13 protein-coding genes are annotated in these 15,645 nt (G+C 67.5%); 6 read left to right on the plus strand and 7 right to left on the minus strand.

Annotated elements, in window-relative coordinates; genetic code table 11:
* Nucleotides 1-347: 347 nt before the first annotated feature.
* The 3 genes from AC5P8J_RS08885 to AC5P8J_RS08895 form a co-directional block, all read right to left on the minus strand.
* Nucleotides 348-2,066, minus strand: a complete 1,719-nt coding sequence (locus tag AC5P8J_RS08885; RefSeq protein ID WP_111098295.1) for a thiamine pyrophosphate-dependent enzyme — start codon at nt 2,064-2,066, stop codon at nt 348-350.
* A 109-nt stretch (nt 2,067-2,175) separates the two neighbouring features.
* Nucleotides 2,176-3,033 (minus strand): SH3 domain-containing protein, encoded by an 858-nt coding sequence (locus AC5P8J_RS08890; protein ID WP_111098296.1) that lies wholly within the window; start codon nt 3,031-3,033, stop codon nt 2,176-2,178.
* Nucleotides 3,034-3,069: 36 nt separating this feature from the next.
* Entirely contained in the window at nt 3,070-3,552 is a 483-nt protein-coding gene (locus AC5P8J_RS08895) for a DUF3574 domain-containing protein (protein WP_021202058.1), read from the minus strand.
* Nucleotides 3,553-3,766: 214 nt separating this feature from the next.
* Between AC5P8J_RS08895 and AC5P8J_RS08900 the strand changes: the two genes are divergently transcribed.
* The 4 genes from AC5P8J_RS08900 (at nt 3,767) to otsA (ending at nt 10,403) form a co-directional block, all read left to right on the plus strand.
* On the plus strand, nt 3,767-6,199 hold the full coding sequence (locus tag AC5P8J_RS08900; protein WP_227854175.1) for a TonB-dependent receptor plug domain-containing protein: 2,433 nt from the start codon (nt 3,767-3,769) through the stop codon (nt 6,197-6,199).
* Nucleotides 6,200-6,462: 263 nt separating this feature from the next.
* Entirely contained in the window at nt 6,463-7,221 is a 759-nt protein-coding gene (gene otsB / locus AC5P8J_RS08905; protein WP_021202060.1) for a trehalose-phosphatase, read from the plus strand.
* Between the two features lie 39 nt (nt 7,222-7,260).
* Nucleotides 7,261-9,042 (plus strand): glycoside hydrolase family 15 protein, encoded by a 1,782-nt coding sequence (locus AC5P8J_RS08910; protein WP_227854176.1) that lies wholly within the window; start codon nt 7,261-7,263, stop codon nt 9,040-9,042.
* The gene (gene otsA / locus AC5P8J_RS08915; RefSeq protein ID WP_021202062.1) at nt 9,039-10,403 is read left to right on the plus strand and encodes an alpha,alpha-trehalose-phosphate synthase (UDP-forming); all 1,365 of its coding nucleotides are present in this window, start codon (nt 9,039-9,041) and stop codon (nt 10,401-10,403) included. Before AC5P8J_RS08910 ends, otsA begins: the two co-directional genes overlap by 4 nt.
* Before the next feature lie 125 nt (nt 10,404-10,528).
* Here the strand turns inward: otsA and AC5P8J_RS08920 are convergent, their stop codons facing one another.
* Genes AC5P8J_RS08920 through rluD form a run of 4 tightly spaced genes read right to left on the minus strand, consistent with a single transcriptional unit; the run spans nt 10,529 to nt 13,227 of the window.
* Entirely contained in the window at nt 10,529-10,966 is a 438-nt protein-coding gene (locus AC5P8J_RS08920) for a thiol-disulfide oxidoreductase DCC family protein (protein WP_171953466.1), read from the minus strand.
* The gene (locus tag AC5P8J_RS08925; RefSeq protein ID WP_134731297.1) at nt 10,941-11,447 is read right to left on the minus strand and encodes a DUF4166 domain-containing protein; all 507 of its coding nucleotides are present in this window, start codon (nt 11,445-11,447) and stop codon (nt 10,941-10,943) included. The genes AC5P8J_RS08920 and AC5P8J_RS08925 overlap by 26 nt, the downstream gene beginning before the upstream one ends.
* Nucleotides 11,448-11,467: 20 nt before the next feature.
* Nucleotides 11,468-12,238, minus strand: coding sequence for a peptidoglycan editing factor PgeF (gene pgeF, locus AC5P8J_RS08930; RefSeq protein WP_494533835.1), 771 nt, complete (start codon nt 12,236-12,238; stop codon nt 11,468-11,470).
* Nucleotides 12,238-13,227, minus strand: coding sequence for a 23S rRNA pseudouridine(1911/1915/1917) synthase RluD (gene rluD / locus AC5P8J_RS08935; protein WP_021204201.1), 990 nt, complete (start codon nt 13,225-13,227; stop codon nt 12,238-12,240). The genes pgeF and rluD overlap by 1 nt, the downstream gene beginning before the upstream one ends.
* A 113-nt stretch (nt 13,228-13,340) precedes the next feature.
* On the opposite strand from rluD, the gene AC5P8J_RS08940 reads away from it, so the two are divergent.
* Together AC5P8J_RS08940 and AC5P8J_RS08945 are read left to right on the plus strand one after the other, a co-directional pair.
* Nucleotides 13,341-14,228 carry an outer membrane protein assembly factor BamD gene (locus AC5P8J_RS08940; protein WP_031270743.1) on the plus strand — a complete coding sequence of 296 codons (888 nt, stop codon included), beginning with the start codon at nt 13,341-13,343 and terminating at the stop codon, nt 14,226-14,228.
* A 190-nt stretch (nt 14,229-14,418) separates the two neighbouring features.
* Nucleotides 14,419-15,621 carry a lipase family protein gene (locus AC5P8J_RS08945; RefSeq protein ID WP_495216763.1) on the plus strand — a complete coding sequence of 401 codons (1,203 nt, stop codon included), beginning with the start codon at nt 14,419-14,421 and terminating at the stop codon, nt 15,619-15,621.
* The last annotated feature ends 24 nt before the right edge of the window (nt 15,622-15,645 follow it).

A 15,645-nucleotide genomic window follows, 5' to 3' on the forward strand; every position in this document is an offset into this window, starting at 1 on the left:
GGCGGGGTGGGTCCGGTTGCGGGGGCGTGAGCCGCATGGGCCCGAGGCATGCCTCGGGCGGGTTGGGCAGGACGCCCAACCCCGGTCTTGCCGTGTGCGCAGGATTGCGCACACGAGCAAGCGGCGACCGAGCTTACATGGGTGAGGGCGCTTTGCTTGCGAAGCACTGCTTCGCAAGCGCCCGAACGCACAGCCGCCAGCGGCTGGGCCGGGCCCCGGAGGGGGACTTGCAGCGCCCCCCGCAACCGGACCCACCCCGCCTACTCACGGCAAACCTGCTTTTGACCTTGCTTCGGCGGTTGCGGTGGTGTCGGCGGGTGCAGGGCGCAGCCCTGCATCGACTCCCCCTACTTCTTCAGGAAGTTGTCCACCAGCAGATGCTTCACGTCGTCGAAGCGGCCGTTCAACACCGCCTTGGCCGCGTACAGCGCCGTGCCGGCGACCTGCTTGGCCTCGATCTGCGGCGGCATCACCAGCTCGGCGCGGCTGGTGTGCACGTCCAGCAGTGCCGGGCCGCGCTGCGACAGGAAATCCTGCACCGCTTCCTCCAGATCCTCACTACGGGTCACCGTGCGGCCGTGGAAGCCGATCACCTCGGCCAGGCGCCCGAAGTCCGGGTTCTTCAGGTCGGTGTAGTTGTCCAGCAGGCCTTCCACCTTCTGCTCCAGCTCGACGAAGTTCAGCGAGCCATTGTTGAACACCACCACCTTGATCGGCAGGTTTTCCTGCACCGCGGTCAGCAGGTCACCCAACAGCATCGCCAGGCCACCATCGCCGGACAGCGAAATCACCTGCCGGCCGGGGAACGCCTTCTGCAGGCCCAGGGCCTGCGGCATTGCATTGGCCATCGTGCCGTGCAGCAGGCTGGTCAGCGTGCGGCGGCGACCGTTGACGCGGATATGGCGCAGCACCCAGACCATCGGCGAGCCGCCGTCAGCGGTGAACAGCGCATCGTCGCTGGCATGCTTCGACAGCAGCGCGGTCAGATGCTGCGGGTGGATAAGCTTGCCCTCGCCCGGCTGTTCTTCCTGTTCGCGCTTCTTCAGCGCCTTGTCGCGACGTTCGATACATTCGTCCAGGAAACTGCTGTCCTCGCGCGGCGGCAACATCGGCAGCAAGGCATCCAGCGTCGGTGCGATGTCACCGACCACGCCCAGGTTCACCGGGTGGCGGCGGCCAAGGTGGCTACCATCACGGTCGACCTGGATGATCGTGGCCTTGTCGGGGTAGAACTGGCCCCAGGCGAAGTCGGCGCCGAGCAGCAGCAGCGTGTCGCACTCCATCAGCGTGTGGAAGCCAGACTCGATGCCGAAGATTCCGGTCATGCCCATGTTGTACGGGTTGTCCGGCTCGACGAAATCCTTGGCGCGCGAAGTGTGCGCAACCGGCGCCTGCAGGTGCCGGGCCAGTTCCAGCAGCTGCGCGTGCGCGCCCTGGCAACCGGCACCGGCATAGATGCCGATACGCTTGCCCTGCCCCAGCAGCTCGGCAATGCGCTGCAGTTCGGCGTCGGACGGGCGCAGCACCGGCTGGGTGTAGTGCACCGAGAACGGCACATCGTGCTTCACCTCAGCCTGGCTGATGTCGGCCGGCAGGATCACTACCGCCACGCCACGCCGGCTGATCGCCGCCTGGCAGGCCAGGGCCACCACGCGTCGCGCCTGCTCCGGGCTGTGCACCTGCTCGCAGAACACCGTGCAGCTGCCATAGACCGCCTTGAAATCCACTTCCTGCGGGAATTCCATGCCCAGCTCGCTGGTCACCACCTGGCTGGCGATCAGCACCATCGGTGCACGGTTGCGGTTGGTCTCGAACACACCGTTGATGAAGTGCAGGCCACCGGGACCACAGGAGCCCGCACAGGCGGTCAACTCGCCGCTCACCAGCGAATCGGCGCCGGCGGCGAACGCTGCCACTTCTTCATGGCGCACGTGCACCCAGGCGATCTCGCTGCCATGCATCGCATCGGTCACATGGTTGAGCGTATCGCCCACGATGCCGTAGCAACGGCGGACACCAGCCTGCTGCAGGGCGTCCACCACGATTTCGGCCACGCGCTTGCTCATCGGATACATCCTCGAACGGGGGAACGTCCGAGGCTAGACCCGATGAAGTGATGCCCTCGTGGGCAAGTTGCCCATTGCCTCGATGTGCAAACTGCGGGTAGACGTCTCGTCAATCATTGACGTTGATCCAACCCTCCACTGCACCGCTTTTCGGGTTGCGGTAGCGCAGCTTCACCCAGCCGTCCTGTTCATCCAGCAGTTCCACGCGATCCCCCTGCACCAGGTAACGCTTGGTGCTGGACGCGCCGGGTCGGTCGAAGAGGAACAGGCGCGCGGGCACCACGGTGGCCTGCTGCCCCTGCAACGGCCCGTCCGGCGGTGCTCCCAGGCCATCGGCGATGGCACTTTCCAACACACGGCCGGCGGGGTCATAGGTGCGCCAGACCGCCAACGGGCCCTGCTCTTCGGTCTGTTCCCACTGCAGCGCGGCGTTCAACGTATCGGCCAGCATCAGCACGCTCTCAGAGCGGTACAGATGGAGCTTCGCGCCTGCAAACCGGTACTGGTCGGTGTACCACATCGGGCCGCTGCGGCAACTGCTGGTGAGGGTGCGGGTGGCAACGTCCACGCTCAGCCCCATCAGGTCACCACAACTGTCCTTGCCGTGGGTACCGGCCTGCAGCGCGCGGAAACCGGCACTGGTCGGATCGAAGCGGTACACCGCCACCGCCTCGTTGACCATGCCGACCGGGGCGCGCGCGACCAGTTCCGGGTAGCCATCGAAATCGACGTCTTCCAGACCCCAGCGCGAATTGCCGTCGGCATCGGCCGCGCCCGCCAGCGTCTGGCGCTTGCCCGACGGTGACAGCTGCACCACGATGCTTCCGTCCTGCTGGGGATCGGCATGCGCCTGCACATGAGCGGCCACCTGGAAGCGTAGCGTTTCGCCGTCGTCCCCACCCGCCTGCGCCGGCGGTGCCAGCACGCCCACCAATACCAGGCCCAGCAGGCATTCCCTGTAGTTCATCATTGCTCCCTGCGGCACCGCGGCGGCGCCTTCAACTCAGAACGATACCTCGACCGGCTGCCGCGACCACAGCACCGACTGATGCCTGGTCTGCTGCTTCCACGCCAGGCGGATCGCTTCGATATCGGCGCGGCGCTGCGGGGTGTCCTCATGCAGCACCACCAGCACCTTCGTGCGCAGGCGGTTGGGCGCGGCATCGCCGCGGAACAGCCACTGGCCATAGGCATCGAACACGGTCAGGCCATCCGGGAAGCGCGGGGTCACCTCCTTGTCCAGGAAGGTGCGCCACTGCGCGTCGCTGATGGTGTCGGCCTGCGGGCGGTTGCCGGCGCCCTGCTCCTCGCCGACGCCAAAATACAGCTCGCTGCGCACCCAGCCGTGCGCGGAAGACGGGCGGGCGGCATCGCCCTTCAGTTCGGCGGTAGTGGCCGTGGCATAGGCGCTGGGCGCCTGCGAAGAAAGGCTGGCGCAGCCGCTGGTGGCCAGCAGCACGGCAAAGACGAGGCCAAGGTGTTTCATCGGTACAGCTCCGGGGAAGGGGGGACAAGGCGAGCCGGCAGCGTACAGCGCCACCGGCCCGGCGTGCTGATGCCAGCAGGGCATCAACTCATGCCAGGCCGGCAGGGGCTTGCATCGGCACCGGCCATCACGCGAAGATAATATATCGCTTCATCCGGATGGATGTAAGTGAAACTATCTCCCCTTCCCCGTCGTCGTTGTTGCTGGAGCCCCCATGTCCTTCCGCCTGCCCGCGTCGCCGCTCGGCCTCGCCATCGCCATCGCGCTTTCCTCCGCCGCCCCAGCCCTGGCCCAGGACGCCACCAACCTGGACACGGTGATCGTCACCGGCACCCGTGCCGCCGACCGCACCGTGCTCGAATCCACCTCGCCGGTGGACGTGCTCACCGCCGAGGACATCCGCAAGGCCGGCGTGGTCAACGGTGAACTGGGCAGCGCGCTGCAGGCGCTGCTGCCGTCGTTCAACTTCCCGCGCCAGTCCAACTCCGGTGGCGCCGACCATGTGCGCGCCGCGCAGTTGCGCGGCCTGTCGCCGGACCAGGTGCTGGTACTGGTCAACGGCAAGCGCCGCCACCACACCGCGCTGGTCAACACCGACAGCAAGATCGGCAAGGGCACCACCCCGGTCGATTTCAATTCGATCCCGGTCAGCGCGATCAAGCGCATCGAAGTGCTGCGCGACGGTGCCGGTGCGCTGTACGGCTCGGACGCCGTGGCCGGCGTGATCAACGTGATCCTCGACAACGGCGGCGACGGCGGCGAGATCGAGGCCAGCTACGGTGCCAACCACACCGACCTCCAGCCGATCGGCCGCACCCTCACCGATGGCCAGACCGGCAACATCAGCGCCAAGGTCGGCACCTCGCTGGGCGAAGACGGTGGCTTCCTGCGCGTCGGCCTGGAATACAAGCACCGCAACGGCACCAACCGCGCCGGCTTCGACCAGGTTCCGCCGTGGGACCAGACGCCGGACAACCTGGCGCTGCAGGGCAAGCGCAACTACGTGCTGGGCGATGGCAAGAGCAAGGACATCAACCTGTGGCTGAACACCGAGATTCCGGTCGGCCAGACCTCGACGTTCTACGCGTTCGGTACCTTCAACCAGCGCGATACCGAAGGCGCCAACTACTTCCGCTATCCCGATGGCGATGCCAACTGGAAGCAGGTCTATTCGAACGGCTACCGACCGATCTCCGAAGGCGAGAACCGCGACGTACAGGCCGTGGCCGGCGTGCGCGGCCAGTGGGGCGAGTGGAGCTACGACGGCAGCCTGGATTACGGCCAGAACGACTTCACCTACCGCCTGCGTGATTCGCTCAACGCCTCGCTGGGCCCGACCAGCCCGACCCGCTTCAAGACCGCCGACTACGAGTACGCGCAGACCGTGGGCAACCTCGACCTGAGCCGCGTGTTCACCCAGAGCGACAGCATCAGCCACACGCTGGGCCTGGGCGTGGAAGCGCGCCATGAGCGCTACCAGACCCGCCCCGGCGACCCGGCCAGCTATGCGGCGGGCCCGTACACCGACCGCCCGACCGGCTCGCAGGCCGGTGGCGGCCTGACCCCACAGGACGCCGCCACCCTGTCGCGCGACGTGGCCAGCGCCTATGCCAGCCTGTCCAGCCAGTTCGGCGAGAAGTTCTCCACCGATCTGGCCGCGCGCTACGAGCACAACGACGACTTCGGCGGCGAGCTGACCGGCAAGCTCGGCCTGCGCTACGAGTTCACGCCGGCGTTTGCATTGCGCGGTGCTATCTCCAACAACTTCCGCGCACCTTCACTGGCGCAGATCGGCTACGAATCCACCTCCACCGGCTATAACGCTGGTGGCCAGCTGGTGCAGGGCCGACTGCTGTCGGTCAACAATCCGATCGCGCGTGGCCTTGGCGCGCAGGACCTGAAACCGGAAAAATCCCTGAACACGTCGCTGGGCTTCACCAGCCGCATCGGCGAACACTTCGACCTCTCGCTGGACTTCTTCCAGATCGACATCGACGACCGCATCGCACTGTCGGAGAGCATCACCGGTGATGCACTGACCGGCTACGTGGCAGCCAACTACGGTGTCAGCGGCCTGCAGAGCGCCAGCTTCTTCGTCAACGCCGCCGATACCCGCACCCGTGGCGCCGAGCTGGTGACCAACTGGCGCCAGTCGCTGGGCGATGGCCAGCTGCTGTTGACCGGCACCTATGCGTATACCAAGACCACGCTGAAGAACGTGCTGGCCACGCCGGCCCAGCTGCAGGCGCTGGACCCGGATTATGTGCTGTTCGGGATTGAAGAGACCAACACGCTGACCGATGCCACACCGCGTACACGTGGCAGTTTCTCGGCTGCCTGGAGCAACGACCACTGGTCGCTGAGCAGCCGCGTGAACCGCTACGGCAGCGCCACCCGCGTGTTCAACTTCGGTGATGGCTACATCCCGCGCCAGACCTACCAGGCCGAGTGGCAGCTGGACGCGGAAGTCGAATACCGCATCACCCCGCAGTGGAGCGTGGCCATCGGCGGGCAGAACCTGACCGACAACTACCCGGATCGGTCCAACAGCGATATCCACTACTTCGGCAACCTGCCGTATGACGTGCTGTCGCCGATCGGCAGCAATGGCGCGTACTACTACGGCCGCGTCCGCTATACCTTCTGATTGCTCTGGGTGTAATTGCCTTGGGTGGGTGCGGACCGTTGGTCCGCACTGCCCGGGTTCAATGCAGGCTGACCCTTTGTGCCAACCAACGGTTGGCACCCACCGGAAGTGATCGCTCTCGGTGGGTGCGGACCGTTGGTCCGCACTGTCTGGGTTCAATGCAGGCTGACCCTTTGTGCCGACCAACGGTCGGCACCCACCGAAGCTGATCCGTAGCCTGCCCTCGACCCCACGTACACGCCCACGCTGGCAAGGTGGGCGGCATGGCTGAACCGCTCCCCCTGCGTCCGCCACCGCCATTGCTGGACGACGCCTGTGCGTTGTTCCTCGATGTCGATGGCACCCTGATCGAGTTCGCTGCGCGCCCGGATGCCGTGCAGCTGCTGCCGGATGTGCGTGACGCCATCGGCCGCATCAGCGACCGCCTGGAAGGTGCCGTAGCACTGGTCAGTGGTCGCCCGCTTGAGCAGCTCGATCAACTGTTCGCTCCCCTGCAACTGCCTGCCGCGGGCCTGCATGGCCATGAATTGCGCGGCGAGGACGGTCGTGTGCTGCGCGAGGAGCACGACGACGACACCGCCGAGTGGCTGCACGCGCTGCACCAGCAGGCGATGCGCTTCGCCCATGGCCACCCCGGCGTGCTGGTGGAAGACAAGGGTGTCGGCCTGGCGCTGCACTGGCGCGGCGCGCCGCACGCCGCCAGCGATGTGCGCGCCTTCGCCGACCGCCACGTGCGCGGCCGTTCCAGTTACCGCCTGCAACCCGGCGACCACGTGGTCGAGTTCGTCCCGGTTGGCAGCGACAAGGGCCGTGCGGTACGGAGGATGATGCAGTACCTGCCCTTCCGTGGCCGCCTGCCCGTCTTCCTCGGTGACGACCTCACCGACGAATTCGGCTTCGACGCTGCCAACGGCCAGCATGGCTGGAGCGTGCTGGTGGGCGAACGCGAACCCAGCGTGGCCGTGTTCGCGCTGCCCGACATACGCAGCGTGCACGCGTGGCTGCGTGAGAATGCCTATTGACCCGGCCCCCCCACGGCCGCAACCGAGATGTACCGCGTGATGACCCAACCCGATCTTGATCTGGGCGTGGTCGGCAACGGCAGCTTCGGCGCCCTGGTCGACAAACGTGCCCGCGTTGTCTGGAGCTGCCTGCCCACCTTCGACGGCGACCCCACCTTCTGTGCCCTGCTCGGCCCCAACCAGCAGACCGGTGGTGACTTCGCCATCGAGCTGGAAGACTTCGCCAGCAGCGAGCAGGAGTACCTGACCAATACGGCGATCCTGCGCACCGTCCTGCGCGACACGCACGGCGGCGAACTGGAGATCCTCGACTTCGCGCCCCGCTGGCGGCAGAACGACCGCTTCTACCGGCCGGTCAGCCTGATCCGCCAGGTGCGCCCGCTGGCCGGTAGCCCACGCATCACCGTGCGCGCCCGCCCGCTGGCCGATTGGGGCGCGCGCGTGCCGGAGTCCACCTGGGGCAGCAACCATGTGCGCTGGATCCTGCCCGAGCACGTGCTGCGGCTGACCACCGATGTGCCGGTCCGCTTCGTGCGCGACGGCCTGCCCTTCGTGCTCAGCCATCCCGTCCACCTGATCCTGGGCGTGGACGAATCGCTCAACCGCTCGATCAGCGGCTACGTGCAGGAAGCCTTCCAGCGCACCCGCGACTACTGGCGCGAATGGGTGCGCTACCTGTCCATTCCCCTGGAGTGGCAGGACGCGGTGATCCGCAGCGCGATCACGCTGAAGCTGTGCCAGTACGAGGACAGCGGTGCGATCATCGCGGCGATGACCACCTCCATTCCGGAAGCACCCGGCAGCGTGCGCAACTGGGACTACCGCTACTGCTGGCTGCGTGACGCAGCTTTCGTGGTGCGCGCGCTGAACCGTCTCGGCGCAACGCGCACGATGGAACAGTTCCTCGGGTACATCTTCAACCTGGCCACCACCGACGGCACGCTGCAGCCGCTGTATGGCATCGGCTTTGAAGCCAAGCTGGACGAAGACGAAGTGCCCAGCCTGTCCGGCTACCGCGGCATGGGCCCGGTGCGCCGCGGCAACCTGGCCTGGGTGCAGCGCCAGCACGACGTGTACGGCAGCGTGGTGCTGGCGTCCACGCAGCTTTTCTTTGACCGTCGCCTGCAGAATCCCGGCGACGCGCACACGTTTGCCCGCCTGGAACCCCTGGGCGAACAGGCCTTCGCCCTGCACGACGTCCCCGATGCCGGCCTGTGGGAATTCCGCGGCCGCACCGAAGTGCACACCTACACCAGCGCGATGTGCTGGGCTGCGTGCGACCGCCTGTGCAAGATCGCCGTGCGCCTGAAGCGTGATGACCGCGCACACTACTGGCGCGAGCGCGCCGACACCATCCACGCCCGCATCATGGCCGAATCCTGGAGCGAGGAGCTGGGCCACTTCACCGATACCTTCGGCGGCCATCGCCTGGATGCCTCGCTGCTGCTGCTGGCCGACATCGGCTTCATCGACGCGATGGACGCCCGGTTCATTGCCACCGTCGATGCCATCGGCCGCGACCTCAAGCACGGCAATTCGCTGTACCGCTACGTCGCGCCGGATGACTTCGGCGAACCGGAAACCAGCTTCACCATCTGTACGTTCTGGTACATCGATGCGCTGGCGGCGATCGGGCGCATGGATGAAGCACGCGAGATGTTCGAGCTGCTGCTGAAGCAGCGCAACCACCTGGGCCTGCTGTCGGAGGATCTGGCCTTCGACAGCGGCGAGGCCTGGGGCAATTTCCCGCAGACCTATTCGCACGTCGGCCTGATCACCGCCGCGATGCGCCTGTCGCGGTCCTGGCAGGAGGCATCGTGAGTCGTCTGGTCGTGGTTTCAAACCGTGTGGCCGTGCCCGGCGAGAACCGCGCAGGCGGCCTGGCGGTCGGCCTGCTGGCCGCCCTGAAGGAGCGCGGCGGCCTGTGGTTCGGCTGGAGCGGCAAGACCGTAAAGGAAGGCAGCGGCACGCTGCACCGGCAGAAGGACGGTGACATCGACTACGTCACCATGGACCTGAGCAAGCGCGAGGTCGATGGCTACTACAACGGCTTTGCCAACCGCACGCTGTGGCCACTGCTGCACTTCCGCCTGGATCTGGTCGACTATGACCGCGGTACCCGCGAGACCTACCACAAGGTCAATGCGCTGTTCGCCGACAAGCTCGCGCCATTGCTGCGCGAGGATGACATCGTCTGGATCCATGACTATCACCTGATTCCGCTCGGCGCGCTGCTGCGCGAGCGCGGCATCGGCTGCCGCATCGGCTTCTTCCTGCACATCCCGATGCCGTCGGCGGACCTGCTGCAGGCGATGCCCGATCACCTGCGGTTGTTTTCGGCGCTGTATGCCTACGATCTGGTCGGCTTCCAGACCCAGCGCGATGCCGATCGCTTCCAGACCTACCTGCGCCTGTTCGGCGGCGGACGCGTGCTCGACAACGGCGAGCTGGAAGCGCCGGGCGGGCGCCGCTTCCGTGCAGCAGCCTTCCCGATCGGCATCGACACCGAGCTGATCGCACGCCAGGCCGGCACAGCCGCCACCAAGACCGCCGTGAAGAATCTTCGCGCCAGCCTGCGCGACCGCCAGCTGGCAATCGGCGTGGATCGCCTGGACTATTCCAAGGGCCTCCCCGAGCGCTTCCTTGGCTTCGAGCGCTACCTGCAGCGCCACCCTGACCAGCGCGGCTCGTTGACCTACCTGCAGATCGCCCCGGTCTCGCGCGGTGATGTCACCGAGTACCGGCAGTTGCGCAGCCAGCTGGAGCAGATCGCTGGCCACATCAACGGCGGCCATGCCGAGCCGGACTGGACGCCGCTGCGGTACGTCAACCAGAACTTCACACATGCCACGCTCACCGGCTTCTACCGGGCGGCGGCGGTCGGCCTGGTCACGCCGCTGCGCGATGGCATGAACCTGGTGGCCAAGGAATACGTGGCGTCGCAGGACCCGGAGGATCCGGGCGTGCTGGTGCTGTCACTGCTGGCTGGCGCCGCCGACGAACTGAAGCAGGCACTGCTGGTGAACCCGCATGATCTGGACGGCGTGGCCGATGCGATCGCCACCGCAGCCACGATGTCGCTGAGCAGGCGCAAAGAGCGCTGGCACGCGATGATGGAGCACCTGCGCACCTACGACATCAACCACTGGCGCCGCAGCTACCTGGACGCGCTGGAGGGTTGAGGCACGCGTTCCTGTAGAGCCGAGCCATGCTCGGCTGCGTTTTGTAGAGCCGAGCCATGCGCGGCTGCTATTGGCAGGAGAAAAAAGCAAGTCGAGCATGGCTCGACTCTACAAAAGACAGGCGATCAATCCAGGAACCGCGCGGCCTGCTCCGGTGCGGGCAGGTAACAGGCCTCATGCCGACCGAACCAGTGGTAGCGGTTGCGTGCCAGCGCGCGATACGCCGCATCACGCCAGCCGCGCGGCACGAGCCGCAGCACGCCGGCCAAGCGCCAGGCGCCGCCCAGCCCCTCAAGGACGCGCAGCATCGCATCGGTATCGGTCCAGGCACCCTGTGCGTCCAGCAGCAGGAACGACATCGGGTCCTGCGGATCAAGCCCGTGCGCGCGCAGCATCGCGCTGCCCTTCTGCCCCTGCATCGCTGCAAAGCGATAGCGCCCCCTGCCGTCGAAGCGCAGCAGGAAGCGCACCCAGCGGTTGCACAGCGCGCATACGCCATCGAATACGATCACCGCGGTCCCAGCCTCGGCGGCGGCCTCACCGCGGTTCGAGCCAGCCTTCATAGCGGATCAGGGCTCCCACCCAGGGCAGCGTCACATCGACCAGGAAAGTGTAACGCTCGCCCTGCCAGGCTTCGCGGCAACGCGCGCCATCAAACCAGCGCCTTGGCAGCGGCAGCAGCCCGAACGCCCAGACCCGCCGCACCGACCAGTCGATGCCACCCTCGCGGGCCTGCAGATCAAATTCGAAGCGCACCGCGCCCAACTGCTCGCGCAGATGCCCGTCGTGCGCCCACAGCCGCGACACCATTGGCCAGCGGCCGAACCGCCGCGCCCACTGCTCGCCCTGCCGGTAGCGGTTGAACGCCACCTCGGTGGGCAGCGCGTCACCGTCCTGTGGCAACCGCGCCAACGCAGCCAGCAGCGGCACCAGCCAGTGCCGCCCCCTCACGATGCAGGCCTGCCCCACGTAGCGGCACGGCAACGGCGCGGCATGCAGCGCCTGCACCGGTCCTGCCAGGGTGGCGAAGGCCGGCCCCAGCACACACGCGAACAGCGGCGGAGTCAGGGCGCGATCCAGGCCAGGGTCGCCATGCGCCCGGTGCGACGATCGCGCCGGTGCGAATACAGGTCCGGGTCGGCCATCGTCGACACCGTGCCGCCATACACCTGTGCCGGGTGCATCCCCACAGACTGCAGACGCTGCCGCGCCAGCGCGAACAGGTCCACCTTCCAGTGACCGGGACGGGTCGCGACGAACGCCCGCTCAGCAGCGGGATCATGGCCGACGAAGGCGTGATAGACCTCCTCGCCGATCTCATAGTCGGACGGCCCGGCGGCCGGGCCCAGCCAGGCCCGCAGCTGCGCCGGCGGCGTCTGCAGCGCGGCCACCGTGGCCTCCAGCATGCCGTCGGCCAGCCCCCGCCAGCCGGCATGGGCCGCGCCCACCTCGCTGCCGTCTGCGGCGGCGAACACCACCGGCAGGCAGTCGGCGGTCAGGATCGCCAGCACCACGCCGGGCACCGAGGTCACCGCGGCGTCGGCCACCGGCTCGGCGGCACCCGGCACCGGCGGTGCATCGAAGCGCAGCACGGTGCTGCTGTGCACCTGGCGCAGCCAGTGCGGGGCCGACGGCAGCGCCAACCCCTGCTGCAGCAGCTGGCGGTTGTGCTCGACGTTGGCGGGGGTATCACCATCGGCCGCGTGCCGGTTGCCCAGGTTGAACTGCGCGAACGGCGCCGGCGAGATGCCCGCGCCGTGCCTGCGCGTGGTCAGCGCGTGGACGCCTGCGGGCGCCGGCCAGTCGGCCTGCAGCAACGGCAGCGCGGCCGCCATCACCAGCGGTCCCGCTCGCGGGCGGCGAAGGCTTCGCTGTCTTCGCGCAGCACCTTCATCAGGTGCAGCATGTCCTCCGGCACCGGCGCGGTGTTGCGCACCGGTTCACCGGTGATCGGGTGCATGAACTCCAGCGTCTCGGCGTGCAGGGCCTGGCGCTTGAAGCCGCGCAGCGCAGCCACCAGCTCGTCGCTGGCGCCCTTGGGCAGCTTCAGCGCGCCGCCATACAGCGGGTCGCCGATGATCGGATGGCGCACGTGCGCCATGTGCACGCGGATCTGGTGGGTACGGCCGGTTTCCAGGCGGCACTCGAGCGCGGTATGCGCACGGAAGCGCTCGCGCAGGCGGTAATGGGTCACCGCTTCCTTGCCGTCCTCACGCACCGCCATCTTCAGGCGATCGCGCGGGTGGCGGTCGATCGGGGCATCGGCAGTACCACCGGCCACCAGCGCGCCCATCACGATGGCCAGGTACTGGCGGTGCACGTCGCGTGCGGCCAGCTGCTCGACCAGCGCGGTCTGCGCTTCCAGGGTCCTGGCCACCACCATCACGCCGCTGGTGTCCTTGTCCAGGCGGTGCACGATGCCGGCGCGCGGCAGCACCGCCACCGACGGGTCGCGGAACAGCAGGGCGTTGACCAGGGTGCCGCTGTGGTTGCCCGCGCCCGGGTGTACCACCAGGCCGACCGGCTTGTTGATCACCAGCAGGTGCTCGTCCTCGAACAGCACGTCCAGCGGGATGTCCTCCGGCTGGGCGTCGGTCTGGGTTTCCAGTACCACGTTGAGGGTCACCACCTCGCCGCCGCGCAGCGGATCGCGCGGGCGCACCTGGGCACCGTCCAGCAGCACCTCCCCGGCCTTGATCCATTCGGTCAGGCGCGAACGCGAGTATTCGGGGAACAGTTCGGCCACGACGGCGTCGAAACGGCGCCCGGCAGCGGTGTCGGGGACGATGGCCTGGCGGGCCGATTCAGAGGGTTGTTCAGACATGGCAGGGGGCATTCTTTGAAATTTTGGGGTCCCGGCGGCCGGTTTCAGTCGCTGGACAGGACACTAGGCTATCATCGACCCTTCGTATTCCAGCCGCGTCCCGCCTCGACCCCATGATCCGACGCTCCGCCATGCTCTCCGCGCCCGTCCGCCTCACCGCCCTGCTGCTGGTGCTGGTCATCGCCGCCACCGGCTGCCATCGCGGCGCCAAGAAGGGTGATCGCCCCGATGAAGGCGTGCCGGTCGAACAGCTGTACGAGAAAAGCCACAAGCTGATGCAGGGCGGCAACTGGAGCGGCGCCGAGGCCAGCTTCCGCCGCCTGGTGGCCCAGTATCCGTACGGTCCGTACACCGAGCAGGCGATGATCGAGACCGCCTACGCCCAGTACAAGGCCGGCAAGCACGATGACGCGGTGTCCAGCATCGACCGCTTCATCCGTACCTACCCGACCCACCGCAACATCGCGTACCTGTACTACCTGCGCGGCCTGGCGAACTCCAACCGCAGTACGGTTTTCCTGCGTCGCGTATGGGCGTTGGATGCCAGCCGCCGCGACCTGTCCACGCCGCACCAGGCGTATTCGGACTTCAATATCGTGGTGGACCGCTATCCGAACAGCCGCTACGCCGCCGATGCGCGCCAGCGCATGCTGGAACTGCGTGACGTGTTCGCCCAGCACGAACTGGACAACGCCCTGTACTACATGCGCCGCGGCGCCTGGGTCTCGGCCGCCGGCCGCGCCAACTACCTGCTGGAAACCTATCCGCAGAGCGCGTTCCAGTACGACGCCGTTGCGGTCCTGGCCGATTCCTACACCCACCTGGGCAACAAGACCCTGGCCGATGATGCGCGCCGCGTCCTGCAGTTGAACCAGCCGGACCACCCGTGGCTGGAAGGCAAGTGGCCGAAGTACCCATGGATGATCCGCAAGCTGAACCCGTTCGCTGGCGAGAAGTCCGCCAGCACCGGCCAGCGCAACGCGCGACTGGAAAAGAAATAAGAAAAAGGCCCCGCAAGGGGCCTTTTCTTTGTCGGTTATCCACGCCATGCGTGGATGGTTCGTGCGCCCATGGACCACGACACTAGGAATTCTACGAATCCCCGGCGGATGCGACGCCGGTCCCAATCGGCGCGGGCGAGCCCCTCCACACTGCGGCGCAACGGCCATCCCGGCCGTGAAGGAGCGCCTCATGACCCCACCGCCACGCCATTTCCGTCCCCGCGCCTGCCTCCTCGCCACTGCCCTGCTGGCGCTGTCCTCGGCCTCCCTGGCTGCCGCACCGGCAGCACCGGGCGATCTGCTGTCTGCAGCCCCCTATCGCGCGTCGTGGGTGCCCTCCAAGGCCGCGCACGCCTACAAGCTGTACTACCGTACCCCGGATCATCGCGGCCAACTGGCCGAAGGCACCGGCCTGCTGTACCTGCCCGCCGGCACGGCGCCGGCGGGCGGCTGGCCGGTCGTGTCCTGGGCGCATGGCACGCAGGGCATCGCCGATCGCTGTGCGCCTTCGGTCTCCGGCCCGTACCAGCCCGCGCGCGACGGGCGCTTCCTCGATCAGTTCCTGGCGCAGGGCTATGCCGTGGTCGCGGCGGATTACCAGGGGTTGGGCAGTCCAGGCAGCCATGCCTATCTGCATGTGCGCACTGCCGCGCGCAACGCCATCGACATGATCAAGGCCAGCCGCCAGTACCTCGGCAACGGGACGCTGTCGCCGCGCTGGGTCTCGGTCGGCCATTCGCAGGGCGGTGCCGCCGCGCTCACGGCGGGCCACATCGCCCCCTCCTATGGTGGGCCGTCGTTGCAGTACCGCGGCAGCTTCACCACCGGAACGCCCACCGCAGTCGAACTGACCGCGCTGGTGATGAAGCCCGACAACCGCACCGCCAATCCGGGCGCGCTCAACGCGTATCACGCGTATCTGCTCGATGGCCTGCTGCAGGCCGCGCCGCAGATCGACCGCGTCCTCAGCGATGAAGGCCGCGCGCGGGTGGCGGTGGCACACGAGCAGTGCCTGGGCGAACTGGCCGTCACCCTGGACGGCGCGGACACCGGCAGCATGTTCACTGCACCGCTGACCCACGTGCCGGGCATCTGGGCCGTGCTGTACGACTACCTTGGCGTACCGCGCCGCGGCTTCAGCCAACCGCTGATGCTGGGCCACGGCAGCGAGGACCGCGATGTGCCCTATCTGACCACCCTGCTGTATGCCGCAGGCCTGGCCCTGCGAGGCGAGCCGGTCGCGTTCCGGCGCTATCCGGTCGATCACCGCGGCACGCTGGACGCGGCGGCGGCGGATGGCCTGGCGTTCGTACGTGCGCGGTTTGAGGATGGCCACTTCAGCGACGCTGCGGAAACTGCCGGCATCGAACAGCTGCTCGACGAAGTCCCGTAGATCCATGCCACGCGTGGATGATCT

This window comes from Stenotrophomonas sp. YJH_SMC_37, from assembly GCF_059370035.1.

Coding starts and splice junctions, on each gene's coding strand:
- AC5P8J_RS08885 (WP_111098295.1), bottom strand. CDS start 2,066: ATGAGCAAGCGCGTGGCCGAAATCGTGGTGGACGCCCTGCAGCAGGCT.
- AC5P8J_RS08890 (WP_111098296.1), bottom strand. CDS start 3,033: ATGAACTACAGGGAATGCCTGCTGGGCCTGGTATTGGTGGGCGTGCTG.
- AC5P8J_RS08895 (WP_021202058.1), bottom strand. CDS start 3,552: ATGAAACACCTTGGCCTCGTCTTTGCCGTGCTGCTGGCCACCAGCGGC.
- AC5P8J_RS08900 (WP_227854175.1), top strand. CDS start 3,767: ATGTCCTTCCGCCTGCCCGCGTCGCCGCTCGGCCTCGCCATCGCCATC.
- otsB (WP_021202060.1), top strand. CDS start 6,463: ATGGCTGAACCGCTCCCCCTGCGTCCGCCACCGCCATTGCTGGACGAC.
- AC5P8J_RS08910 (WP_227854176.1), top strand. CDS start 7,261: ATGACCCAACCCGATCTTGATCTGGGCGTGGTCGGCAACGGCAGCTTC.
- AC5P8J_RS08920 (WP_171953466.1), bottom strand. CDS start 10,966: ATGAAGGCTGGCTCGAACCGCGGTGAGGCCGCCGCCGAGGCTGGGACC.
- pgeF (WP_494533835.1), bottom strand. CDS start 12,238: ATGGCGGCCGCGCTGCCGTTGCTGCAGGCCGACTGGCCGGCGCCCGCA.
- rluD (WP_021204201.1), bottom strand. CDS start 13,227: ATGTCTGAACAACCCTCTGAATCGGCCCGCCAGGCCATCGTCCCCGAC.
- AC5P8J_RS08940 (WP_031270743.1), top strand. CDS start 13,341: ATGATCCGACGCTCCGCCATGCTCTCCGCGCCCGTCCGCCTCACCGCC.
- AC5P8J_RS08945 (WP_495216763.1), top strand. CDS start 14,419: ATGACCCCACCGCCACGCCATTTCCGTCCCCGCGCCTGCCTCCTCGCC.